This window comes from Neolewinella antarctica (assembly GCF_011927835.1).
GTDB lineage: Bacteria > Bacteroidota > Bacteroidia > Chitinophagales > Saprospiraceae > Neolewinella > Neolewinella antarctica.
Window position 1 is genome coordinate 170,574 of record NZ_JAATJH010000004.1, and the last position, 23,246, is coordinate 193,819.

Below are 23,246 nucleotides of genomic sequence, written 5' to 3' on the forward strand. Positions count from 1 at the left end.
AGTCCATTACTGCGGAGCTAACCGTGGGCGTTACCGTTTCAGTACCACTGGCTTCGTGGCTCGTGTACCCCGTTCGTCCGTCAGCCGTAGGAAGACGATGCCGTGGCGTGGCTCAAAATCGATTTGCTGCGTGAGCCAGTTTTCGCCCGCCGTGAGGGGCCAGACTTGGCTGCGGAGCACCCTACCGCTGGCGTCGGTCCAGCTAAGTTCCAGCGTTTGGGCCAGGGGGGAATTTACGCTGATGCGAATTTTTTCGCGGGCGGGGTTGGGCGAGACGGTAAAGTTTTCGAGATAATCGGGGGCGGCTGGGCGCGGTCGCGGGTGCAAAGCTTTTGGGGAAGGAGCGGGGGAAACGCTATCGACGAACGCTTTGAGGGAATCCAGTACATAATCCAGCCCGGTAGGCCGCGGGGTTTCTACGTATACTTCACCCATGATCATTTCGGATGGGTGTACGGTAGTGGGCGGGAGTGGAATGATCGTGTCGCGTGTCGCTTCCGCAGCGGAAATGACGGGTTGAATTGTTTGCTCGCTCGGAGCGCTTTGATCAATAAAAACAACCCCGTCACAACTACTCAGTTCGAGCGGGGCCACGGTATGGTTTATCGCAACCCGGCCCTTGATGGCGCTGTACGAAATGACTTGGACCTCGGGCAAAGAAATTACGGTATCCACGGCCGCCGAATTTTCCGGTACGATCGTATCGTGACCGAGAGGAGTTACCGGCTCCGGGAATGGCATTTGCTCGACCATTCCCATGATCTCCGGATACTCGGGTCTTTCCAAAATATCCGGGGTGGGTTTGCCGGGCGCTTGCTGTGCGTCAAGGCCAGTTGCGCTGAGTAGTAAGCCGGCGGCCGTAGCCGCTATTTTTAGCGGCGTGTAACTCGACTTGCGGTTGGCACGCAGCGGTCGACCGAGCTGATCCGGTCGAAAGCGGCCACAAATCTTATTGTTATTCTCTTTAGTGAAGGCGGCTAACTGCGCATCCGAAAAGCCGGTGAAGTCAACGACGTTTTTCGCGCAGGAGTCGCAGTGGCGCGCGGTCGACCCGTCAACGGGCGTCATGCCGGCCCAGTCTTCGTGGCAGGGCTCGGGGACGGAAATACGGAGGGGCGTGTAGGCCATGGCGGGGGTGATTTGGCGGTTGGATGCAAATTCACGTCGCACTGCATACCCCGGAAGGAGTATTATTCTCCTTTCACTACCACCGATACGGCATTTCCCCCGAAGCCAGTCGCGTTAACCAGCAGGCTGTGGTGCGGGTATCCACGATCATTTTCCAGCACGGACAGCGCAAAATCCAGCCCGAGCGGACCCGAAGCCCCGAACGTATGACCCGTTAAATGCTTATTGAAAATCCCGTCCACGTTGTCATAACTGCCCATGACCGCGTGAATCGCCTTTTGCTCCGCGTCGTCTCCGCGATCGGTTCCGGGTGCGTGTAGGACGACGTTGGCGCAAGGAATCCCCGCTTCCGCAAGCGCCGCCGTCATGGAGGCTTGTAGTGCTTCACCTTCACGGGAAATTCCCGTAGCACTCGCCACTTGCTCCCGGCCAAATCCAATACCCATCAAAGTGGGGCCACTACCTTCCGTCGACAGCGCGACGAACGCCGCCCCTTCCCCGATCACCATCCCGGAAGCCGGCTTGCCGAGCGGGTCGCAGGCGTGTTTCCGTCTTTCGGGTACGGAAGCATAAATCCCCATCGCCTCCATCTGCCGGAGCGTAAATGGCGTGAGTGGTGCTTCGGCGCCGCCCACCAGTACCCGCTCCGCCATCCCGGCCCGCAGCAGGGCAACCGCGTGGACCAGTGCGTGAAAGCCGGAGGAACAGGTGACGCTCATGCCGGTCGTCAGCGAACGGGTACCGAAGTAATCCGCCAGGGCGAAGCCGATGCCGCCGAGGGTTGTTTGTGGTGAGGTTTTTGTGCGGGCGGTACCCGTCTCGCGGAAGTGCTCGTACCCGTCTTCCCAGCTCCCGGTCGGTCCGCGGGAGCAACCCACCAGGATCGCAAATTCTTGCCCGACCCACCCGGCTTGGCGTACCGCCTGGTCCGCGGCGTGGAGGGCGAGCAAGGTGGCCCGGTCAGCGGACCGGCGGCGGGCGAAGCGCTCGATGGCTTCGTGCTCGGGAATATTAGTTACGCGATAAACGGGTAGCCCGGTGCTTGCTTCCACGGACCAGGTGGCGGTGTCTTTACCCCAGGTTTGGTAGGCAGCAGCCGGGTCGTTGCCGGCGGCCGATATACTTCCCCGCCCGTTGATGACCAGTTTTACGCGTTGACTCATGAGCGGCCAAAGTTCGGGAGGTTCTCGCAGAGCACGGCAACTAATTGCTCGATTTCGTCGGAAGTATTGAAGGCGTGCAGGCAAATACGCAGGCGTTCCGAACCCGCCGGCACGGTTGGGGAACGAATGCCCTTCACCAGTAAGTTTGCGTCCCGGCAGGCGGCTTCTACTTGCATCACCGCCTCGTTACCGGGCACCATCACCGTCTGGATCGGCCCGTCGTTGGCGCTCACGGTGTTCCGTAAGATGGCTCCGTTGAATTGTTCTTTGAAGTAACGAACGTTGTAGCGCAACCGCTCGTACTGTAACGAGTGGTGCCGACCCAGTTTTTTGTAGGCCAGGCCAATTTCCACCCACTGCGTCGCGGCCATGGCCGTCGTGTAGATGAAGGGTCGGGAAGTATTCACCAGGTAAGCGCGCAGATCTTCACTACCGAGCACGATCGCCCCGTGGGTTCCGAAAGCCTTACCGTAGGTGATCACACTGGCGAAAACGCGGTCTTGTAGATTAAGTCCGGCCACCAGGCCTTCCCCGTTATCACCCTCCAGGCCGCCCGAGTGCGCTTCGTCGACGATGAGTTGGGCGTTGAATTCTTCGCAGAGTGCAACGATGTCGGCTAGTGGGGCCACGTCTCCGTCCATACTGAAGCGGCCTTCCGTCAGGACAAAGACTTGCCCGGTCCGCTCCACGCTACTGAGGCGCTGGCGCAGGTGCAAAAGGTCGTTGTGGCGGAAGCGCAGTGATTTGGCATGCCCCAGCCGAATACCATCCCGGCAACAGGCGTGGCTGAGTTCGTCGTAGATGATGGTGTCCGTCCGGGTAAGTAAGGCGGCGAGTAAGCCGAGGAGGGCGGTGTATCCGCTGTTATACATCAGGCCCGCCGGGAAGCCGTGGACTTCCGCCGCCAGCTTTTCCAGGTTATTCCACTCGTCGCGGTCTCCGGAAATCAAGCGGGACCCGGTAGCGCCCCGTGCGACTGCAAAAGGTTGTTTCGAATTGTCCAGTCGGGCGAACCCCAGATAATCATTTGACCAGAAATCAACGCCGGTTACCGTCCCCGGTAACTCCCGGTAGGTACCTGAAGCGCGGATTCTCTCTAACCGATCATTCAGAAAGTCCGCCATCAGAGGTTAATTTTTCGGATGCTAGCAATTGGTGCCGATCTTCCTAAAGATCAACCCCCATCAACTCCACGAACTGACCGACCCGCCCGTCAATGTCCGACCGCGTAATCGTCTGCATCCGCCGCGTACCGAAGTCTTCCACCACGAAACTGGCCATGGCCGAGCCATAAATAATGGCGCGCTTAAGGTTTTCGAAACTAGTGTCGTCCGTAGAAGCGAGGTAGCCCATGAAGCCACCGGCGAAGGTGTCACCGGCTCCGGTGGGGTCGACTACTTTGGGAAGCAGTAATGCGGGGGCGGAAAAGATCTTATCGCCGTTAAAAAGCAGGGCACCGTGCTCTCCTTTCTTGATGATGAGAATCTTCGGCCCCATCTCCACAATTTTGGCGGCGGCCTTCAGCAGGCTACGCTCTTCCGAAAGCTGGCGGGCTTCCTCGTCGTTGATGATGAGTACGTCCACGCGTTTGAGCACTTTTTTGAGCGACTCCATGGCGATGTCCATCCAGAAGTTCATTGTGTCGAGGGCGATCAGCTTGGGCTTAGTCTCCATTTGGTCAATGACCGAGGATTGTACGTCGGGGCTAAGGTTGCCGAGCATCACGTAGTCCGTCTTGCGGTAGGCGGGCGGGAGTTTGGGTTCGAAGTGCTCCAGGACGTTCAACTGCGTGTCGAGCGTATCGCGGCCCATCATGTCGTCGTGGTACTTACCGGCCCAGTAGAAGGATTTGCCGCCTTTAACGACTTCGACGCCATCGAGATCGGCACCGCGCTTTTTCAGGTCGTTCAGGAAGTCCTGATCGTAATCATCACCAATGATGGAGACTAGCTGAACCGGCTGGCAGAGCTGGGTAGCGGCCATGGCGATGTAGGTGCAGGAACCGGCTTCGATCATTTTTACTTCCCCGTGCGGGGTGTAGATGTCGTCGAAGGCGATGGTACCGATGGAGAGGAGGGCGGACATGGGGTTGGGAGTTGTTCCGCATTTACACCTCTGATGAACTTTTTATTATTCCGCTTCGCGTAGTAATAAAAAGATACATCCGAGGAGAAATGCTCGGATTTTAGGTAAGTAGGATTTGATTTCTCCTCGGATGTATCTTTTCTCGATTGGCGCGTAGCGGCGATCGAGAAAAGTTCATCAGAGGTGTAAATCAACCCGCAAGACAAAAAAAGCCAAGCACGAATATCGTGCTCGGCTTTTAAAGATGCGCCTCAGGAAGGGCTCGAACCTTCGACCTACGGATTAACAGTCCGCCGCTCTAACCAACTGAGCTACTGAGGCAGGTTTTCATTGCGGGTGCAAATGTACGACCGGGGGTTTTATTCCTGCAAGGGTGGGGTGGTTTTTATTTTGGACGTTGGTGTTTTTTTTGGTGGGGTTCGGTAATTTTTCTAACGCTGACCGTGAAGGATGAAGTTGCGTGGGGTTTACTTTGTGGTGCGTTGTGGTGGATCGACTACGCTGGTTGGCGATTTGGCCATAGCTAAAATTTGAATAATAAAACGTAGTGGGCGTCCCCACGCTACGATGGACGACCCCTTGTGAATTAGGCATGATTTAAAATTTAACAACGAAAACGTGGGGCTGCACCCCACGCTACGATAGACGACCCTCCGGGCCTAAGAAAGTCCGGAATTTAAGACAAGCACCCTGACCGAATTACTCCAACAACTCGCCGCAGCCCAACCGTTAGACTGGCTAGCTATAATTACATCCATCGCTTACGTCGTCCTCGCCGCGCGGGGCAACAACTGGTGCTGGCTATTCGCCGCGGTGAGTACCGCCGTGTGGGGGTATCAGTCGTTGGTGGTGTACGAATTGGTATCGGATGCTATTTTACAACTGTTCTACCTCATCATGGCCGGGGTGGGCGTGTGGCAGTGGCAACGGGGCGGTGATAAAGGTGGGCAGTTACCGGTCACTCGCATGACGATGCCACAGCACCTTGCCCTTATCGTATTTGCTGGCACCGGCGGCAGCGCCCTCGGCTTATTTTTTAACACGACCCTCCAGGCGGCCGCTACCTACCCGGACGCGATCACGACCGCGTTCAGCATCGGGGCGACCTTTTTGCTGATTCGCCGCAAACTCGAAAATTGGCTTTACTGGATCGTCATCGACGCGGTTTACGTCTGGATCTACCGGGGCCAGGGTGCGCATTTATTTGCCCTCATGATGGTCATCAACATTATGGTGGCGGCTTACGGTTTCTTTACCTGGCGGCGGGAGCTGACGCGCGAACATCAGATTGCGGCGGCAGGTTAGCATAGTTACGGCCGGTTTACGGCGTCGCTCAACAACACGCATGTCTGATTCCGATGGGTCCCCACTTCTACGTAGCACGCTACAGTTAATTCTCGTTATTGGTGTGGTTACGTTCCTCTTTTTTGGTAGGGGGTTCTTACTACCCATCGTGGTTGCGGGAATACTGTCCCTAATCGTTGACCCCATCGACGAAAAACTGCGCAGCTGGGGCTGGAAACCGGGCTTCGCCATCTTCGGTGCCTTCTTCGTATTGTTGGTCTTCTTCGTCGGGCTCTTCTTTGCCATCAGCCAGCAAATGAGCTCCCTCGTTGAAAGCTGGCCACAGCTCGAAAGAGCACTGTCCAGTCAGATAAATGCCTTTCGGGAAAGCTCCGGCCTGGGTGGCCTGATTCCTGAACTACCTTCTTTTGAAGACGACGAATCGGTGATGGAGGACCTACCCGTGACGAGCGAAAGCGTGATGTCGATCCTGAGCGCGACGCTGAGCACCATGGGCGACTTTGTCCTGGTGCTCGTCTACGTTATTTTGATGCTCGCGCAAAAGCAGCGGCTTCGCAGTTTCATCATTCGCCTGGCACCGGACGAAAAACGCGGTCTTGCGCACCAAACCATGAACGAAGGGCGCGAAGTCGTCCAGAAATATCTCCGGGGGCAACTCATTCTCATCGCGACGCTGGCGGCGCTTTACTCGGCTGGCTTTCTGATCATCGGCATGGAGTACGCCATCCTCATCGCTATTCTGGTGGCGGTTATGAGTTTGATTCCCTATTTGGGTAACATACTCGGCGGCCTCATCGCCGTTGCCATCGCTTTTGCCGGCGGCGGGGGCTCTACGGCGATTTTTGGCGTGCTCATTACGATGTCCATCGCGCAATTTCTGGAAAGTTATTTTCTGACGCCGCTCGTCGTCGGTGACGAAGTGAACCTTAATCCGCTGACGACCATCCTTTGCGTCGTGGGGCTCGCCATTCTTTGGGGGCCGATTGGGGCAGTCATCGCCATTCCGCTGACGGGGATCGTTCGTATCGTCTTTAGCCACGTGAGGGGTCTGGAAGATTACGCCTTTTTAATGGGCCAGGAAAAGGCCAAGCTGCCCCAAAGACACTGACTTTAGCGGGTGGCAAAGGACTTATTCTTACCTTGCGGCCCACTATCATTCCCCCTCAAGGTTTTTCCATGGACATTCTTTACACCGCCGTCAAACACGCGCACTCGGGCCTGCGCTGGGTCGTACTTATTTTACTGGTGGCCGCCATCGTCAAGGCCATCGGTAAGCGCCGGGGCGGCACGGTCTACCCGGGCAAAGACCGCCTGGCGCTCTTTGCTTTTATCTCCACGCACCTCCAGTTAGTGCTCGGCTTGGTGCTCTATTTGTTCCTTAGCCCCTACGTCAGGTTTACGAGCGACGTGATGTCCGACAAGGTCGCCCGTTTCTATACCGTCGAGCACCTCGTGGGGATGCTCATCGCCATTGCCATCATCACGATCGGCTACATCCGCGCCAAGCGGCAGGCGGAGTTGAATAAAGGTTGGAAGACGCTCGCCGTGTTCTATTCCATTGGTTTGGTGATCATTTTGCTGTCCATTCCCTGGCCCGGCCGCGGTTTGGGGACGGCCTGGTTCTAGCCCCTCCACCTATTTTGGGTTTACCATTTACCGCCGGTCACCATCGTGCGGCCGGTCGATGATGTGTTCTGACTCCGCCTTGCCAAGCACGTTTGCGATGCCGGCAAATTGCAGGACCGCCAGTACGGCAATACCGAGCAGAATGAGGTAGATCAACGTGCGCGCGCTCGACTTCTTCGCGGGGGTGCCTTCCATGGGTTTCACTTTTTTTGCTCAAACCCCGCAGGGGTGAGTGATGTTGATAGCGTCCGTCACGAACGTACGGGCGTAGTGAACGGAGGAATGCTTGTTTCGATTGGCTGCTTCAGAGAATTTGGGCGCGGACGTAGAAGCAAAGGATAAACACAGGAGCAAAATATATAACCTATTTGCGTACTAACGGGATAATACCTAAATAATACGCAAATAGTTGTGTAGTAGGTTGGTTGTAACTATATTTGTGACACCATCGGAAAACACACTTCCCTTAGTTGAACACCTGAAGCCCGCTTAATTTTTTGCAACCCTATTTTCGAAGCCGACCCTTCCTCCTGAACCGGAAGGGTCGGCTTCTTTTTGTGTTTCCTCATTCTCGCCATAACAAAAGCCCGGGGTACGATTGTGATGCGTACTCCGGGCTGATTAATTCACTATGGTCAGCGCCTGGATCCCGGCTGCTGAGCGTTTTAGGATGGTCACACCGCCCGCGCGGCGTATCCGTAGTGCCGTACGCCTTCCGTGTTGTCCCGCTTGTCGTGCACGTCCGCCAGGAAGAAGGCACCTTCCTGAAGCTTCGCAATGTCTTTTTCCTCGCAGCACCGGTGCAAGCTCTCGTAATCCGCGTAACTAATTTCCTGCCGGTAATCCAGCCGCAAACCGAGGTCGAAGCCGGTGACCATTTCGCGCCAGTTAGGCTGTACGGTAGCTCCAAATACTTTCGACTTGGAACCGCTGCCGTAGGCAAAAACCCCGATGGTGTTACCCACCGCGTCGACTTCCTGCTCATCCAGTAACTCGAGCGTGCTCATCAGGCTCAGAAAAACACTGCCGGCGTATAAGTTGCCAACCCGCGAACTGGCCCACTCACCCGGCGCGATGTACTTACTGACGAACTTCTTGTAATCTGCCGCTTTCGTGACCATCCGCAGGAAGTCCGCACACTTGGTGATGTATTCTTCCCGGTCCTCGTAATTGTCCGCACAGGGGACTTCCAAATCATTGCGCTCGATGAAAGCTTCCCACTTGCCGTTGGCCTTGAGTTCCTCCATGTAGATCTCCGAGAACATCCGCCGCGCCTGGAAAGCATAGGGGAGGTGGAAAACGAGGTGGGAGAAATCGGTCAGGAGGTTACCGACTTCTTTCCCGGAGCGGTGGCGGTAATCCATCAGCGCCTCCCGAATCCTCGCCTGGTAGGACTGCGTAGAATAAGGCCCGTCAAAAACTGGCGTCGACTTGTGCAGCGTCAGGTGCTGCTCGTTGCCGTCGAGGATGCCATCAACCCCGAGTCCTTCCGCCAGCTTGGCTTCGAGCTCGGCCAGGTCGAAGTCCGCATCCGTGAGGTTGGGTAGTAGGTTGATTACCTCTTTGATGATCTCTAGCTTGGTGACCTTCCGTTGTGGCTTAAAGAAATCATGCGCCGGCCGCGTCGCCACCCCGAAGTCAGGGTCGATGGCCAGTAAACGCGGCTCCCGCCGGACCACCATCGCTACCGCGCCCGCGCCCTGCGTGTATTCTCCCGGAGACTCCATTTCGTATTTTGCTTCGTCGCTGGCCAGGACGATGCCGATGCGGCCTTCTTTCGCCGCCGCCCATTCCAGGCAATTCTGCAGGGCGTCCACCGCGCCGATGCACGCAAACGTGAGGTCAACGACGTCACAGTGTAGGAAGCAGTTCGGGCCGAAGGAGTTGGCAAAGTGGTCCTGCAGCATGTCCAGGATGTAGGTTGCCGTTGGCTTTGCTCCGTCGAGTGCCGATTCCGTCCCCAAATAAATTCGACCGATCTGCTGTGGTTCCAAATCGTTCTTGTGCATCAGGTCTAGCACGGCATTAGCGCCCATCGTAGCCGCATCTTCCCTAGCGTCCGTGACGGCCATCTCCAGCAAACCCAGGCCTTTACTCAGTTTTCCGTAATCCAGTCCTCGCTCCTCAGCCAGTATTTCAATCGGTAGATAAAGCTGAGGAATGTAAACGGACATGTCGTCAATGCCGACGGTAGGAGCAGCCATGGAGGGAAGTTGTAACACAGGATCGCCCGAAGGCATATCCCGGTAGGAAAAGATTAGTATTGTTAAAATCGCCTCAGCCAAATAAGCCGTTGCCGTAACCTAACCACTGAGTACCTGGGTAGTTTATTACCTGCTCTACACTTCATCGACATCTGAACGCACAGGAAACTTACATTCTAAAAGTGTAGCCTCTAAAAAGAGCGAAGCTCACCTAAAAGCGCAGCGTCTAAAAGGCGAAGCCGTCTAAAAAGGGCAAAGCCCGTCTAAAGCCTACCGCCTACTGCCTACCAGCCTACTGCCTCTCCCGCTGCAAATACCCCAAAACCAAAACCGGCACCAGCCCCCCCGTCAAACTGTGCCCACACCCCTGCGTCGTCACCAGCCGCGACCCCAACCAGTTCTCGTGCATCGTCCGTGCCCCCTCGATCGGCGCCACGTCGTCCTCCTCATCGTGGATGATCAGCCCGGGAATCTTCACCTTTTTCACGAACTCTTTAAAGTTTACGTCGGAAAACCGCGCCTGCAGATTCTTGACGAACCGCTGCTCGATCCCGTATTTCACCCGCGCGTTTGCCCCCACGAAATCACAAAACTTGTCGATAAAGTTTTCCAGTTCTCCCGGCACGGCCATGCAGACCATCTCCTTGGGCCGAAAAGTATACTCCGGTTGCGAGTTATAATAAATGCTCGCCATCCCCCCGCCGGAGTGACCGATCCAGATGTCGGGTGCGAACCCCAGGTGTTCGGAGTAAGCCTGCAAAATTTGGGTGTACAGCAGGATGGTAAACTGCTTGCCGCCACTCCGCCCGTGCGCCGGTGCGTCGATGGCGTACACGTCGAAGTTATTGTCCCGCAGAAGTGGAAACAGGGCGTGCCAACGCGCCGTCGAGCTTTCCCAGCCGTGCAGTAGCAACACGCTCGGCCCCGTGCCCGGCCAGTGGTAGGCCCGGATGTCGTTGCCCAGTAAATGGATCGTTTCCGCCTCGGCGTCCTTAATGAATTCATCCGTCCCCGGGTCATCCGGAATGCGGCGCGGGTTCGTCAGCAGGTAATAGCCGATCCGGCCGGCGCCCCGCCGGGTCATCCGCGCCGTGCCGTTCAGCAGCCGGCGCAGGCCGCCCATCATGATTCTTTCTTTGTTCGCGGACATAAATACAATAGCGCCGAAAGCCAGTCAGGCTTCCAAATTCAAGGCGAAAAGTTTGACGATTAGTAGATAAGGTGATGCGTCGAAAACGTGGGGTAAAACTAAGCTAAAATCAGCAACTTCGCCCCGAACGGCTTTGTTGTCCGTCCTCAATCGTCACCCATGCCCGCCGCCCTGACCACCATCGCCGATCTCTACGTCAAGGCATTTACCGGTTTGCCCCGCCGCGTTTGGTGGTTATCCATCACGATGCTGGTCAACCGCTCCGGGGCAATGGTCGTCGCTTTTTTGTCGGTCTACCTCATCAACGATCGCGGATTTGCACCCCTCGACGCCGGTTACGTGATGGCAGCTTTCGGCGCGGGGGGCGTGCTGGGCAACTACATCGGTGGTTTGCTCAACGATCGCTACGGCTCCTGGCACATTATGGTGGTGAGCTTGTTCGGTTCCGGGCTACTCCACATCTGGCTGGCCTACGTCACCGAGTTCTGGGCACTCTGTGCACTCACTTTCGTGATCTCGGTCGTCGCGGATGCTTTCCGCCCGGCCAACCGTGCGGCCATCGCTATTTACGCGCCACCGGAGCGGCTTACGCAATCCTACGGCCTGCAAAGAATGGCCGCTAACCTGGGCTTCAGTATCGGTCCTGCGTTGGGTGGTTTCCTGATTTACAAATTTGGCTATTCCCTCATGTTCTGGGGGGATGGCATCACCTTTATTCTGGCCGGGCTACTTTTTCTTTACCTCCTGCCGAAGGACGAAACGGCCATTCCGCTGGTCAGTAAAGAAGATCGGGATGCGGACCGGCTGGCGTACGCGCAGGGAAATGCTTCGGCTAGCAAACCGGCTTTTCGTCAGTTCTGGCTCGTGCTCTACGTCCTGGCCAACACCTGCATCATGCTTTGCTTTTTCAACCTGTTCAGCGTCTTTTCACCCTACCTGAACGCCGCCGGCTATGATGAGCGCATTATCGGATTACTGTTCACCATCAGCGGCGTGGTCATCGTCGCCTTCGAAATGCCGGTGCTTTACGTCATCGAGTCTCGCTTCCGGCTCATCAAGGTGATGCTGGTGGGTGGGGCGATTATGATGGGCTCGTTTTTGTTGCTGCCACTCGCGGTATCCGTTGGTTTTCTGGCCCTCGCCGCCGCCATGATTCTGCTGTCTTTCGGCGAAATTCTCTACATGCCGCTGACGAATGCCTATCTTTCTAAATACGCACCGCCCGCCCGCCGGGGTGAATATCTCGGAGTACTTAGTGCGAGTTATTCTCTGGCTTTCATTTTCGCGCAATTGATCGGCTTCGGCGTCGCGGATAAGTTTGGTTACGCCGCCGCCATTTATGCTTCTTGCGCGGTCGCGGGTGCCGGGATTGGAATACTGAGCATAGTGAATCAGGTGAGAATTAAAGCTAGCCCCGGGAGCCCCGGGTTAGTACGTCCACTACCGTCTTCAGAGTAACGAAAAGCGGTTCGCGAGCTTCCTTGGTAATCCCTTCCTCTTCCGCTTCGGCTTCGGCGGACACCAAGTCTTCGATAAAGGCTAATAGGTCTTCCTGCTTTGTCTTGGCGAAGAAAGGATCCAGTTTGGCGCGAAAACTGCCTTTAATCGCGTTCACTACCGCATAATTAGCGTCGTCCGCCGCCTCGATTTGTTCGGGTGTAGCGACTTCCGGTTCCGTCAGTTCATCCGTCACTGATTGGTACACGGCGAGGGTACCGAAGAGCAACAGGGCTAGTTCCTCCTGCTGAAATACTTCGTTGTCTTCGTTGGCCACGTAAGCCATCAGGTGAGGCTGTGATTCCGCGAAGTCCTGGATCTCCTGCTCGTATTCGTCGACGCCACTTTCCAGCCGGTCGAGAACGCGTTCGATGGTGCTTTCCTTAATCATTGTCGTCTTGTTTTTCACCCACGAAACCGAAACGGGCACCTTCCTCGTCGACGATCAGGAAGCACAAAGCATCCGGACTGTTCTTGTAGACCTTGCGGAACGGGTCGATTTTTTCGTTGGCGACGATGCGCTTGGTGACGAGTTCTTCTAGGGTGCTGATATTCACGTTCCACACGACGCCACGGTTGGTGGGGATTTGCATTACCTCGATGCCGGGGGCGTGGTCGTTCTCCTCGCCGGCGTAAGCAAACAGGATGGGGTAGTTACTCACACCCTCGTCCCGCACGGTCGTCACACCCTCCGTGAGCGCGGCTTTGTGGGGGGTAATGTCCGTTTGGAGCTGAATCCAGTCGTTCTTCAATTGCATATTTTTTTTGCTTTGTCGCGTAGGCCGAGGGCCTCTGGCCCGAATGTGACGGCGGTAGCACTGCCGCCCGACCCCGATAGCTATCGGGGTCGGGCCAGACCGACGAAGTCAGCAGCGTAGCTAACCCCTCGGCCTACAACGGTGAACTAGGGAGCCAACCGAACCCGCTCCCAATGACCGTCCGCGCTCAGGCTGTAAGCCAGTCGATCGTGCAACCGGCTACTACGCCCCTGCCAAAACTCGATCAACGTTGGCTTAACGACGAATCCACCCCAGTGCTCCGGACGGGGTAATTCTTCGGCGTCGGCGTACTGCTGCTCCAAATCCTCCTTCCGCTGCTCCAAAAAAGCCCGGTCGGGAATCACGTCACTCTGCGGACTCGTCCAGGCACCGATCTGGCTCTTTTTCGGACGGCTGTGAAAATAGTCCGTAGATGTTTCCGGTGAAGCTCTTTCTACGGAGCCTTCGATGCGGACTTGACGTTCGAGTTCCAACCAGTTGAAAACGACTGCGGCGTGAGGATGGGCACTTAATTCCTGACCCTTACGGCTGTCGTAATTGGTGTAAAAGATAAAGCCTTCATCGGTCACCTGCTTGAGCAAAACGACCCGGGCGGCGGGGTGCCCCGCTGCGTTGACCGTTGCCACGATCATGGCATTGGGTTCCGGGCAATCGGATTTCTTAGCGTCCTGAAACCACCGATCGAATTGCTCGAACGGATTTTCGGCTGCGTTGGATTCCAGCAGCTCGTCTGCTTGGTAGTCTACGCGAAGGTTGCCAGCGTCGATGGCCATAGTCTTATTATTTGTTTGGGAATGTCTATCAATCCAAAAGGTTGAGGGCATCCTGCCCGAACGGCCGTGCGGTAGCGCTGCCGCTGTTACGTTCGGGCAGGATGCCATCAACCTTTAAACCTTGCATCCCGATAAAGTACGGGACTAGCTGGTGGCCAGCCCGCGACAGCGCAAAAAGCAAGAATATCTGAAAGTAAATGTAGCAGCATTAGCGGTATCACGCCCTTCTTCCCTCTCCTTTACCTTCTTCTACTTCTTCCGGAAGCTGCCGGAGGCAATACTAAGCCGCCCGCAACAACTCCAACATACCACCCTCCAACTTCCCCTTAGCATACTTAAGGTCAATAGTAAGGTGCTTAATCGCCTTATCATCCGGCGTGTCGAACATGGCATCCGTCATAACGGCCTCGCAAATAGAGCGAAGACCCCGCGCGCCGAGTTCGTACTCCAGCGCCGTCTGTGCCAGGTACTCGACGACATCGTCGGCAAAAGTGAGGTTGATGCCTTCCAACCGGAAGAGGTGTTGGTACTGCTTGACGAGGCTATTGCGCGGCTCGGTGAGGATGCGCTTCATGGCCGTCAGGTCGAGGGGCTTGAGGTAGGTCACGACCGGCAGGCGGCCAATCAACTCGGGGATCATACCGTACCGGCGAATGTCCTTGTGGGTAACGTACTTGAGTAATTCCTCCTGGTCCACGCGCTTAGTGTCCTTACTGCCGAACCCGATCACCTGCGAGTTCATCCGGCGGGCAATGATCTTTTCGATACCGTCGAAAGCGCCGCCGCAGATGAATAGGATGTTCTCCGTGTTCATCTTGACGAGCTGCTGCTCCGGGTGCTTACGGCCCCCCTGGGGCGGGACGAGCACTTCCGTGCCTTCGAGCATCTTGAGCATGGCCTGCTGAACGCCCTCGCCACTCACGTCGCGCGTAATGCTGGGGTTGTCGGACTTGCGGGCGACTTTATCCATTTCGTCAATGTAGACGATGCCGCGCTCGGCGGACTCGACGTCGTAATCACAAACCTGGAGCAAACGACTAAGGATGGATTCCACGTCTTCACCCACGTAACCCGCCTGGGTAAAGACCGTGGCGTCGACGATGGCGAAGGGCACGTCGAGCATCTTGGCGATGGTCTTGGCCAGGAGCGTTTTACCCGTGCCCGTCCGTCCAACGAGTAACAAATTGGATTTCTCGATCTGTACTTCCTCCTCCAGCGTGGGGGGGAAGGAGAGGCGCTTATAGTGGTTGTAGACCGCTACGGAAATAATTTTTTTGGCGCGTTCCTGTCCGATAACGTACTTGTCCAGATGCTCTTTAATCCGCCGGGGCGTCGTGCCTGCGGGCAGGCTGAACTCCCGTTTGACTGGCTCGGGCTTCTCTTCTTTCTCGTCGTCGGGCATCACGCCGCCGTAGAGCTCTTCGGCAATGATGTCGCGGGCCTGCTCGACGCAGATCTCGCAAATATTGGAACTCAAACCGGTGACCAGAACCAGTGCCTCGGCCTTATCACGGCCGCAGAAGGAACAATGGACCTCTTGTCGTTTACCTCGCATCATGGGGTGGGGGAATTCTAATCGTCTAAATAATGAATTGGCGGCGCAAAGATGGCGCAAAAAAAGCGGGCGGCCGGCAATTTGCGCGACCACCCGCATGGGTTGGTTCGTGGGGTTGAACGAAAACGTGGAATTATAGACCACGCCGCGTCAATCGCCCCCTCGAGACTAATGGATAATTAGCGAAGCGTTAATCATCTATTTCTTCTCTCCCGCTTTCTCTCTGACGAGTACTTCGTCAACGAGTCCGTAGGCTACCGCTTCGGGGGCGGTCATCCAGTTGTCGCGGTCGCTGCTCTTTTCGATGGTTTCGAAAGTCTGGCCGGTGTGCTTAACGTAAATGTTGTACAACTCTTCGCGCAATTTGGAAATGAGCTGGTAGTTGATTTCCATGTCGGAAAACTGACCCTGCATACCACCGCTGGGCTGGTGGATCATGACCCGGGCGTGGGGGAGGATGGAACGTTTGCCCGGCTCACCGGCGGCGAGGAGCAACGAGCCCATGGAGGCGGCTAGCCCCGTACAGATGGTGGCGACGTGGGGGGTGACGTAGTTCATCGTGTCGTACATCCCCATACCCGCAATGACGCTACCGCCCGGGCTATTGATGAACATCTGTACGTCCTGCTTGGGGTCGACGGACTCCAAAAACAGTAACTGGGCCTGAACGACGTTGGCCACGTAGTCCGTAACCTGAACGCCCATAAAGATGATGCGGTCCATCATCAGGCGGCTAAACACGTCGAGGACGGAGGCGGGGCGCTGCCGCTCTTCGATGACGTTGGGGGAAAAACCGGTGACCTGGGGGCCGGCCATTCCGCCGATCGCCTGGGCGTAATTTTCTAAGTGCATGGTGCTCATGCCCATATGCTTGGTGGCATACTTCATGAATTCGTCCTGTGGGATCATAATTAGTTAATTTTGGGTGGAAGCGTACCGTGCGGTGCGCTGCGCATGTTAACGCACTAAGGGCGGGGTGGTTGTGCAAACGACCGCCGGGAGAGTGTTTGCGTCGTGCACGTTGGGTTGAGCAGTGGCGAAGGATAACAGACCGCGTCGACTCCTCCGAGGCCAATCCGCCTGCTTCCACCGAGTGATGTTCGCCCGGGCGTTCCGCAAAGTTTAGGAGGGGATTAACGCGCTGGTGCCGTACAAATCAGTGGTCGGCTGCGTTTGGTCAACATCCACAAGTTCCTACAGCCGTATGATATCATTTCTTCTTTCGTTTCTCGTCGCTACGGTCAGTCCCCAGGCCGTTACCCTGAACGTCACTACCTCCGCCTCCGGGAAAGGAGAAATTTGCGTGGCGGTGTTTGCTTCTAAGGAGGACTTTGTCGCCAAGCGTTCCATTATGGACATCATCAGGCCTACCGAAACGGGCCAAACGCGACTGAAGATCGAACTACCCGGTGCCGGCCACTACGTATTCGCTGCTTTTCAGGACCTTAACGGCAACGGAGAGCTGGACACTAATTTTCTCGGCGTCCCCACCGAGCCGTATGGCTTTTCGGAAACGCCCCCCTCGAAATGGCGCGCCCCGGATTTTGGCGAGATTGCTACGGAAGTACCCGCCGGTAGGGGGACCACGGCCAGCATCGCGCTTAAATTGTGGAAAGAGCAGTAGGGAAGAACTTTGCCGGTGGCCGTTGCATTTAGTCTAACCGGAAACTTACTCCGTAGACTCCCCCTCCAGCATGGCCGAAAAGCGCAAAATAGAATACGTCAACCGTAAGGCGAAGCACGAATACCACTTCCTCGAACTCGTCGAAGCGGGCATTTTACTGTACGGTACGGAGATCAAAAGTATCCGTGACGGGCTGGTCAATTTACGGGATGCCTACTGCGTTTTCGAAAAAGACGAACTCTGGGTGCGGTCGATCTACATCGGCGAGTACAAGCAGGGCAATCAGTTCAACCACGAGGAAAGGAGAGCACGGAAGTTGTTGCTGAAAAAGCAGGAACTTGGCAAATGGCTAAAGAAGACCAAAGAGAAAGGCTTCACGATCGTCCCCTACCGGATGTACCTCAACGAGCGGGGCATTTGTAAGTTGGAGATCGTCCTCGTGCAGGGTAAGAAGAACTACGATAAGCGTGAATCGATCAAGCAGAAAGACAATAAGCGGCAATTGGACCGGGCGCTTAAGGCATTTAAGTAAATGGTCTAGGGTCTAGAGTCTGCGGTCTTTACTTCAGACCAAAGACTCTAGACCAGCTACATTAAAGCATTGCAATCGGCTGGTAATTATTCAACCAACGCCCGCTGAGCTCTTCGATGACCCAGGGTAGATTAGTCCCTTCGAGAAGGACGACGCCCGACCGGCAACCCAGCAGCCATTCTTCCGCCCGAAAACCTTGCTCCCGCGCCCGCGCCGTTGCTTCGGTAAGCTCTTCCTGCGTTTGGGTCATGACCAGATTATTTTGGCCCCAGATGGCCGTCTGCAGTGTTTCCTTGCGGTGGCTGGGAATTTTCAACTCGAAACCGTCCTTGCTGGAAGGCAAATAGTTCTGTACGAGACTACGGTTGAGTGCGCGGAGGTTTCCGTATTCCATCCCGGCTAGCTTAGCCAGTTTCCGCAAGCTTGCCCCCTTGAACAGGTGGACGGTAGTGATGGCCCTGGCGGCGTGTTCCTTCTGGTCGAGGCCGTGGTTGGCGTAGTAGTTCAGCGTGTAGGCCGCGGCGACGTAAGTGGAAACGTAATTTTGCGTCTCCTCCGGGAGAAAGCGTTTGATCTTGGCGTAATCATTTTGGCCTTTAGCCTGGCGCATTGCGCCGCGCAGACGACCGGGGCCACAGTTATAGGCCGCTACAACGAGGTTCCAGTCGCCGAAATCAGCGTATAATTCTTTAAGCATCCGCGCGGCGGCGTCGGTAGCAAGTTCGGCATCCATTCGCTCATCGACCATATTATTCACGGTCAGCCCCAGCGACCGGGCCGTAGCGGGCATCAACTGCCACAAGCCGGCGGCACCCGCGGAGGAATGCACGTGGGGCATGAGCATGGACTCGACAACGGCGAGGTACTTCAGGTCTTCGGGGAGATCGTACTTACAGAGCGTTTCTTCGAAAAGGGGAAAGTAGCGGCTGGCGCGGCTCAGCATTTGCTCGGTACGCTGGTTACCATTTAGGTAGTCGCGGAGCTTGCGGTGGAGGTGGCGGTCGTTAGCGGGGGCCTGTATGGGGAGGGCCAGGCGCTGAATACGACGCTCTATTTTTGGGTTAAGTGTGTTTTCGTTGGCCACTACGGTGGCCGCTTCCGTGGCGGTGGTGGTCTCAGGAGCCAGAAAGCTCAGTAAAAGTATTAGACATACGATTAGTTGTCTCATCCAGAATAATTTCGTCAAACAATGTCCGTAGGGCGGGGCTCAGTGAATGAGGGAGCGCCGTCGGCGTGGGTAATGGCGCGGTTGGGGGTCGCGCTGCTAGGTGTCAATAGGGGGAAACTAAAGCCTATTCGAGAAGGTGACCGAACGCGTGAGCCCGGTTATCTTCAAAAGGGCCGCAAAGGTAAGGGCGCTAATCACCGTCGCGCAAGGGTTTGGGGTGTAAGGAACTGTTGTTCAATACTTAAGGACCGAGGACGTAAAATTGTCAGGTTTGGCTAAGTGTGTGGAAAGCAAGGTTTATCGTTGCAACGCGTATGGTTAGCCGTATTTCACCCGGTAGAGATCGTGAAGGCAGAATAATCTCATCCTAGGCGACACACTAAAATGTGTCTATTTCGGGGGATAAGAAGCCGTTAATATTTCCTTAAGGTGTTTTGCCTCCCGTTTTTTCGGGGTAATTCCCTTCGCAGCGCAGTATTGCTGGTGACGCGGGTCGGCGGGGTAAAAGGCTTCTACGGGGCGGATTTGGGTGCTTACCGGGAAGCCGTTCTGCTCCAGGGTCTCCACAAAATCGTAAGCTATACGCAGGGCGGCCGACGATCGGTTATCGCCGGCGGGGTAGAAGATTGCGGAGCGGTACTGGCCGCCGCTCTCGTGAATGCGATCCTGAGAGAAATCGTGAAGGGAGAAGAATTCGGTCAGGAGCTGCCGGGTAGAAAGGACGGCAGGGTCATAGGTGAGTTCTACCACTTCGGCGTGGCCGGTTTTCTTCTCACAGACTTGTTGGTAGGTAGGGTGGGGGAGGTGGCCACCGGCGAATCCGGTGCGGGTAGCAACGACGCCGGGTAGCTTCCGTAAATAGTATTCCCTCCCCCAAAAGCAGCCGCTGGCCAGATAGAGCGTCAGCAGGCTACGGTCGGTAGTTCATCCTTCGGGGTGTTCGGCGTTCCACTTATCGCGGGCGATAAACTTGATGCTGAGGGAGTTGACGCAGTGGCGGGTATTCTTAGTCGTCAGTCGTTCGCCTTCGAAGACGTGGCCGAGGTGGCCGCCGCAGTTGTTGCATAAGATCTCGACGCGCCGGCCGTCGGCATCGCGGATCTTCTCGATGGCACCGGGGACTTCATCGTCGAAGCTCGGCCAGCCGCAGCCGGAGCTGAACTTGTCTTTGCTATCGTAAAGGGGCGCGTCGCAACGGCGGCAGACGAAAACGCCGTCTACTTTGAAGTCGTCGTACTCGCCGGTGAAAGGGCTTTCGGTGCCTTTGTTGACGATGACGCGGGTTTCGGCTTTGGTTAGGGGGTTGTAATTTTCTGCACTTTTCATGGGGAGAAAACACGCTAGTTCACGGAGGGTTTAGCGGGTGTTGGAGGGTAAGCCACAAAAACACAAAAGCACAAAAATGGCTTTGCGTGGCTTTTTGTGTTTCTGTGTTTTTGTGGCCAAAAAAATTTTGCTTCCGCTGCCGTTTACCTGGCACCCGCGACCGCGCCTACCATCGGGACTACTCCTCTTCCAGCACAAAATCATAATCCTCCATGATCAAGTTAGCGAGCAACTTGCTACAAGCTTTATCCACCTTTTCGTAGGCGTCATCTTCGGTGGGCGCTTCGACGGCAATGGTAATGTGCTTACCGATCCGGACGTCCGTAACGCCTTCGATACCGACGTTGGGCAGGTTCTTGACGACGACTTTGCCCTGGGGGTCGAGCAGTTCGGCTTTGGGCATGACGTTGATGTGGGCCAGAAATTTCATGGGGCGGAAGTTTGCGGCGGGCTGACCAGATTAATGATCAGGTAGACACCGACGATGAACGGAAAAGCGGCCGTTTGCAGGAAGATCAGCAACAGCACGGCCAGGACCGCAAAGATAATTCGCGTCTCGTTGCCGGCCCACTTGGCGCCTTTGATCTTGAAAGAAAACATGGGGTGCTCGCTGATGAGGAGGTAGGAAAAGGCCAGAATGGAGGGGTAAAGTACCCAGGGGCTCAGCACTGCGTCGGACCAGCCGAAGGGGTTGAGGGCATAGATCAGCATCAATCCGGTGGCGAAAAGTGCGCTCGTCGGGGTAGCGACGCCGACAAAATTTTCCGTTTGGCGCGTGTCCAGGTTGAACTTGGCGAGGCGGAGACAGGAGAACATGGCGACCAATAAGGCGGGCGCGGCGGCCCAGGACCAGACAATGGCGGGCGTGGTCGCGGGTGCCAGGTTTTCCGCGAGAACGGACGTTGCACCTCCCGCGTACCCGATGCTTAATAAGGTATAGTAGATCATGGCCGGTACGGCTCCAAAACTGACCATGTCGGCCAAACTATCGAGTTCTTTACCGTGCTCGCTACTGACGTTTAACAGGCGCGCGACCAGCCCGTCCGCAAAATCAAACAACCCGGCCGCAAACAGGAACCAGAACGCGGCGATGAACTGCCCGTCGAGGATGTTGATGATGGCGGCGCAACCGCTGAAGAGGTTGAGGAGGGTTATTGCGTTGGGGATCTGGTTTTTCACTTCCGCGAAGGTAGGGTTTGGGCGGGATTTTGACTTAGGAACCTCGTCCGCAACTTCATTGCCACCGCTTAGATTTTGAATCCACTCTCGTCAAACATTATCATCAATCCATTCCCGACCACGGCTTTGGTGGTAAACTTGTACTACGATGACTTCCAGTGTATTTTCTTTTACGATGAATACTACTTTATGTGAGCTCGTCAGTGCTCTCCGGTACGTGGTGTTTTTCGTGGATAGTGCATCAGACTGTTGGTAAGCTTCAGGAAATGTCGCTAGCCCTTTGATTGCGGTGATGATCTCTTTCCGTATTTTAGTTGCGAAACCAGGGTTCACCGTTCGATGCAGGTCTCGAACAATTTCGTTGATGCTATTACTAGCGCGCGGCGTCAGCTTTACTTGGTACTTCTTCACGTAGCGGCTTGTATTTCTTGGCCCTGCTCGAAATCTTCAATGGTAATGAAGTCCTCCGGGTTACTCAGATCTTCGGTAAATTGATCTTGAGCGGTCCCGGCGTAAACTGCGGTCCCGTCCGTTTCGTAGCCGATGAATGCGCCCTTTTTGTCTACGTCCTTTCTCAGGTAATTACCAACGATCGTGTGTACCGCCGACAAAAACTCGTCGTCCAGGTTCTCTAACCAGCCCGCCACTTCGCTACGCATTTCGGTAGTACTCATCGTTATTGTGTTGTTAGGTTACCTGAAAGTAACGATTTCCCAGTTATTCAGGTTGTCTGGTGGTGCTCGGTACTTCGAGCGCACAACACACGGCGTATCTTCGCCCGACCCAAAAGCGAAGATCATGACTCCATTTCAAATCGGTATTAGTATAGGCGACCCTAATGGAATAGGACCGGAAGTAGTTATTAAAAGTCTCATCCGCGAAGGCATTTTGGACTTGGTCACTCCCATCATCTACGCTTCCAAAGCTGTCTTGAACAGCTACGTCGGCGAAGCCGCCGCCACGTTCAAGTACAGCGTAATTGACGAAGCCGAAAACGCCGAGGACGGAAGAATAAATCTGGTCTTAACCATTCCCGAAGACTTGGAACTAAACCCCGGCACCCCCACTGAGAACGGAGGCCGCGCCGCCGCGATGTCCCTCGAAGCCGCCGTGAACGACCTCAAAGCAGGTAACATCGACGCCCTCGTCACCGCACCCATCAACAAATCCGTCATGCCCCGGGATGCTTTTCCCTACCCCGGCCACACGGAAATGCTCACCGAGAAACTGGACGCGGAAGAAAGCCTGATGTTCCTCGTCACGGACGAACTGCGCGTCGGCATCGTCACCAACCACATCCCCGTCTCGGAAGTGGCCGCCAACGTCACTAAGGCCGCTATCCTCAAGAAGCTCAAGATCATGGACGCCGCGCTGCGGTCCGACTTTGGTCTCGAACGTCCCGTCATCGCCGTGTTGAGCCTCAACCCCCACGCGGGTGACGACGATCGCATCGGTAAGGAAGACAGTAAGATCGTCCGCCCCGCCGTCGAAGCGGCCAAAAAAGAAGGCATCCTTGCCATGGGTCCGTTCCCCGCCGATGGCTTCTTCGGTGCCGGCAAGCAACACGACTTCGACGCCGTCTTGGCAATGTATCACGACCAGGGCTTGATCCCCTTCAAAACCCTCAGTTTCGGTAAGGGCGTCAATTATACCGCCGGCCTCCCCGCCATCCGCACCAGCCCCGACCACGGCACTGCTTACGACCTCGTCGGACAAGACAAAGCCAGCCCCGCCTCCTTCATCGCCGCCCTCTTCCGCGCCCGGGACTCTTTTCAACTACGGGCCCAGTACGCAGAAGACACCGCCAACCCGCTAGAAAGTCGGATGCATCTCGTGTATAAAAAGCGCACCCGTGGAGAAAGCGAACGGCGGTCCACAAAGAGCGGAGAATCACGCCGAGGACCAAGCTCCGGCAAGGGACGGTCTTAACCGGGTCATAAATTTAATTTACCATCGCGCTAGTCAAACCAAATTGGTGGCGTGGGTTTACCTACTTGCTTGAATTGGCTCTTAGCAGGTTCCTCTTTTGCCCCGTAAAAAGCACCGTGCAGCAAATTCCTGACAGTGCTAAGTAGGTAAAATACACTTAGTCAAGCATTGAGATTAAGAATACCAAAGCTCCCCAAGACTACAGATCGAAGGCATCAAGACC

26 protein-coding genes and 1 tRNA gene are annotated in these 23,246 nt (G+C 55.8%); 7 read left to right on the forward strand and 20 right to left on the reverse strand.

Annotated features, from left to right (window positions below; genetic code table 11):
- Positions 1-30: 30 nt before the first annotated feature.
- The 5 genes from GGR27_RS12865 to GGR27_RS12885 form a co-directional block, all read right to left on the reverse strand.
- Complete coding sequence (locus GGR27_RS12865) at positions 31-1,128, reverse strand: T9SS type A sorting domain-containing protein (protein WP_168037934.1); 1,098 nt, start codon at positions 1,126-1,128, stop codon at positions 31-33.
- 62 nt (positions 1,129-1,190) lie between these two features.
- Positions 1,191-2,291, reverse strand: coding sequence for a beta-ketoacyl-[acyl-carrier-protein] synthase family protein (locus tag GGR27_RS12870; protein ID WP_168037936.1), 1,101 nt, complete (start codon positions 2,289-2,291; stop codon positions 1,191-1,193).
- The gene (locus tag GGR27_RS12875; protein WP_168037938.1) at positions 2,288-3,415 is read right to left on the reverse strand and encodes an aminotransferase class I/II-fold pyridoxal phosphate-dependent enzyme; all 1,128 of its coding nucleotides are present in this window, start codon (positions 3,413-3,415) and stop codon (positions 2,288-2,290) included. Before GGR27_RS12875 ends, GGR27_RS12870 begins: the two co-directional genes overlap by 4 nt.
- Positions 3,416-3,458: 43 nt before the next feature.
- Positions 3,459-4,376 (reverse strand): PfkB family carbohydrate kinase, encoded by a 918-nt coding sequence (locus tag GGR27_RS12880; RefSeq protein ID WP_168037940.1) that lies wholly within the window; start codon positions 4,374-4,376, stop codon positions 3,459-3,461.
- A gap of 247 nt (positions 4,377-4,623) precedes the next feature.
- Positions 4,624-4,697: transfer RNA gene (locus tag GGR27_RS12885), tRNA-Asn, on the reverse strand.
- Between the two features lie 369 nt (positions 4,698-5,066).
- On the opposite strand from GGR27_RS12885, the gene pnuC reads away from it, so the two are divergent.
- The 3 genes from pnuC to GGR27_RS12900 all read left to right on the forward strand — a co-directional run bounded on the left by pnuC (position 5,067) and on the right by GGR27_RS12900 (position 7,307).
- Positions 5,067-5,681, forward strand: a complete 615-nt coding sequence (gene pnuC / locus GGR27_RS12890) for a nicotinamide riboside transporter PnuC (protein WP_168038430.1) — start codon at positions 5,067-5,069, stop codon at positions 5,679-5,681.
- A 40-nt stretch (positions 5,682-5,721) separates the two neighbouring features.
- Positions 5,722-6,789: an AI-2E family transporter gene (locus GGR27_RS12895; RefSeq protein ID WP_168037942.1), complete on the forward strand. Its 1,068-nt coding sequence runs from the start codon at positions 5,722-5,724 to the stop codon at positions 6,787-6,789.
- Between the two features lie 68 nt (positions 6,790-6,857).
- Positions 6,858-7,307, forward strand: coding sequence for a cytochrome B (locus GGR27_RS12900; RefSeq protein ID WP_168037944.1), 450 nt, complete (start codon positions 6,858-6,860; stop codon positions 7,305-7,307).
- A gap of 27 nt (positions 7,308-7,334) precedes the next feature.
- On the opposite strand, the gene GGR27_RS12905 is transcribed toward GGR27_RS12900, so the two are convergent.
- From GGR27_RS12905 to GGR27_RS12915, 3 genes are all read right to left on the reverse strand, one after another.
- On the reverse strand, positions 7,335-7,502 hold the full coding sequence (locus GGR27_RS12905) for a hypothetical protein (RefSeq protein WP_168037946.1): 168 nt from the start codon (positions 7,500-7,502) through the stop codon (positions 7,335-7,337).
- 479 nt (positions 7,503-7,981) lie between these two features.
- Complete coding sequence (locus tag GGR27_RS12910) at positions 7,982-9,511, reverse strand: hydroxymethylglutaryl-CoA synthase family protein (RefSeq protein ID WP_245184656.1); 1,530 nt, start codon at positions 9,509-9,511, stop codon at positions 7,982-7,984.
- Between the two features lie 292 nt (positions 9,512-9,803).
- Positions 9,804-10,661: an alpha/beta fold hydrolase gene (locus GGR27_RS12915; protein ID WP_168037950.1), complete on the reverse strand. Its 858-nt coding sequence runs from the start codon at positions 10,659-10,661 to the stop codon at positions 9,804-9,806.
- A 159-nt stretch (positions 10,662-10,820) separates the two neighbouring features.
- On the opposite strand from GGR27_RS12915, the gene GGR27_RS12920 reads away from it, so the two are divergent.
- Positions 10,821-12,119, forward strand: a complete 1,299-nt coding sequence (locus tag GGR27_RS12920) for an MFS transporter (RefSeq protein WP_168037952.1) — start codon at positions 10,821-10,823, stop codon at positions 12,117-12,119.
- Here the strand turns inward: GGR27_RS12920 and GGR27_RS12925 are convergent.
- The 5 genes from GGR27_RS12925 to GGR27_RS12945 form a co-directional block, all read right to left on the reverse strand.
- Positions 12,070-12,549: a hypothetical protein gene (locus GGR27_RS12925; RefSeq protein WP_168037954.1), complete on the reverse strand. Its 480-nt coding sequence runs from the start codon at positions 12,547-12,549 to the stop codon at positions 12,070-12,072. The two genes, GGR27_RS12920 and GGR27_RS12925, sit on opposite strands and share 50 nt — an antisense overlap.
- Positions 12,542-12,916, reverse strand: a complete 375-nt coding sequence (locus GGR27_RS12930) for a hypothetical protein (protein ID WP_168037956.1) — start codon at positions 12,914-12,916, stop codon at positions 12,542-12,544. The genes GGR27_RS12925 and GGR27_RS12930 overlap by 8 nt, the downstream gene beginning before the upstream one ends.
- A 146-nt stretch (positions 12,917-13,062) precedes the next feature.
- Positions 13,063-13,710 (reverse strand): pyridoxamine 5'-phosphate oxidase, encoded by a 648-nt coding sequence (pdxH, locus tag GGR27_RS12935; RefSeq protein WP_168037958.1) that lies wholly within the window; start codon positions 13,708-13,710, stop codon positions 13,063-13,065.
- Positions 13,711-13,990: 280 nt separating this feature from the next.
- The gene (gene clpX, locus GGR27_RS12940; RefSeq protein ID WP_168038432.1) at positions 13,991-15,265 is read right to left on the reverse strand and encodes an ATP-dependent Clp protease ATP-binding subunit ClpX; all 1,275 of its coding nucleotides are present in this window, start codon (positions 15,263-15,265) and stop codon (positions 13,991-13,993) included.
- A 198-nt stretch (positions 15,266-15,463) separates the two neighbouring features.
- Entirely contained in the window at positions 15,464-16,174 is a 711-nt protein-coding gene (locus tag GGR27_RS12945; RefSeq protein WP_168037960.1) for a ClpP family protease, read from the reverse strand.
- A gap of 295 nt (positions 16,175-16,469) precedes the next feature.
- Between GGR27_RS12945 and GGR27_RS12950 the strand changes: the two genes are divergently transcribed.
- Both GGR27_RS12950 and smpB read left to right on the forward strand, forming a co-directional pair.
- Entirely contained in the window at positions 16,470-16,889 is a 420-nt protein-coding gene (locus GGR27_RS12950; RefSeq protein ID WP_168037962.1) for a DUF2141 domain-containing protein, read from the forward strand.
- 70 nt (positions 16,890-16,959) lie between these two features.
- Positions 16,960-17,421 carry an SsrA-binding protein SmpB gene (gene smpB, locus GGR27_RS12955; protein ID WP_168037964.1) on the forward strand — a complete coding sequence of 154 codons (462 nt, stop codon included), beginning with the start codon at positions 16,960-16,962 and terminating at the stop codon, positions 17,419-17,421.
- A 61-nt stretch (positions 17,422-17,482) separates the two neighbouring features.
- Here the strand turns inward: smpB and GGR27_RS12960 are convergent, their stop codons facing one another.
- From GGR27_RS12960 to GGR27_RS12990, 7 genes are all read right to left on the reverse strand, one after another.
- A complete protein-coding gene (locus tag GGR27_RS12960) occupies positions 17,483-18,589 on the reverse strand; it encodes a lytic transglycosylase domain-containing protein (RefSeq protein ID WP_168037966.1) in 1,107 nt (368 codons plus the stop codon).
- A 390-nt stretch (positions 18,590-18,979) separates the two neighbouring features.
- Positions 18,980-19,498, reverse strand: coding sequence for a peptide-methionine (S)-S-oxide reductase MsrA (gene msrA / locus GGR27_RS20605; protein ID WP_168038434.1), 519 nt, complete (start codon positions 19,496-19,498; stop codon positions 18,980-18,982).
- A 15-nt stretch (positions 19,499-19,513) separates the two neighbouring features.
- Positions 19,514-19,915: a methionine-R-sulfoxide reductase gene (locus GGR27_RS12970; protein ID WP_168037968.1), complete on the reverse strand. Its 402-nt coding sequence runs from the start codon at positions 19,913-19,915 to the stop codon at positions 19,514-19,516.
- A gap of 178 nt (positions 19,916-20,093) precedes the next feature.
- On the reverse strand, positions 20,094-20,345 hold the full coding sequence (gene purS / locus GGR27_RS12975; RefSeq protein ID WP_168037970.1) for a phosphoribosylformylglycinamidine synthase subunit PurS: 252 nt from the start codon (positions 20,343-20,345) through the stop codon (positions 20,094-20,096).
- Positions 20,342-21,094: a CDP-alcohol phosphatidyltransferase family protein gene (locus tag GGR27_RS12980; protein WP_168037972.1), complete on the reverse strand. Its 753-nt coding sequence runs from the start codon at positions 21,092-21,094 to the stop codon at positions 20,342-20,344. Before GGR27_RS12980 ends, purS begins: the two co-directional genes overlap by 4 nt.
- Before the next feature lie 90 nt (positions 21,095-21,184).
- Positions 21,185-21,505 (reverse strand): type II toxin-antitoxin system RelE/ParE family toxin, encoded by a 321-nt coding sequence (locus GGR27_RS12985; protein WP_168037974.1) that lies wholly within the window; start codon positions 21,503-21,505, stop codon positions 21,185-21,187.
- Positions 21,502-21,768 carry a hypothetical protein gene (locus GGR27_RS12990; RefSeq protein ID WP_168037976.1) on the reverse strand — a complete coding sequence of 89 codons (267 nt, stop codon included), beginning with the start codon at positions 21,766-21,768 and terminating at the stop codon, positions 21,502-21,504. The genes GGR27_RS12985 and GGR27_RS12990 overlap by 4 nt, the downstream gene beginning before the upstream one ends.
- Positions 21,769-21,892: 124 nt before the next feature.
- On the opposite strand from GGR27_RS12990, the gene pdxA reads away from it, so the two are divergent.
- On the forward strand, positions 21,893-23,023 hold the full coding sequence (pdxA, locus tag GGR27_RS12995) for a 4-hydroxythreonine-4-phosphate dehydrogenase PdxA (RefSeq protein WP_168037978.1): 1,131 nt from the start codon (positions 21,893-21,895) through the stop codon (positions 23,021-23,023).
- The last annotated feature ends 223 nt before the right edge of the window (positions 23,024-23,246 follow it).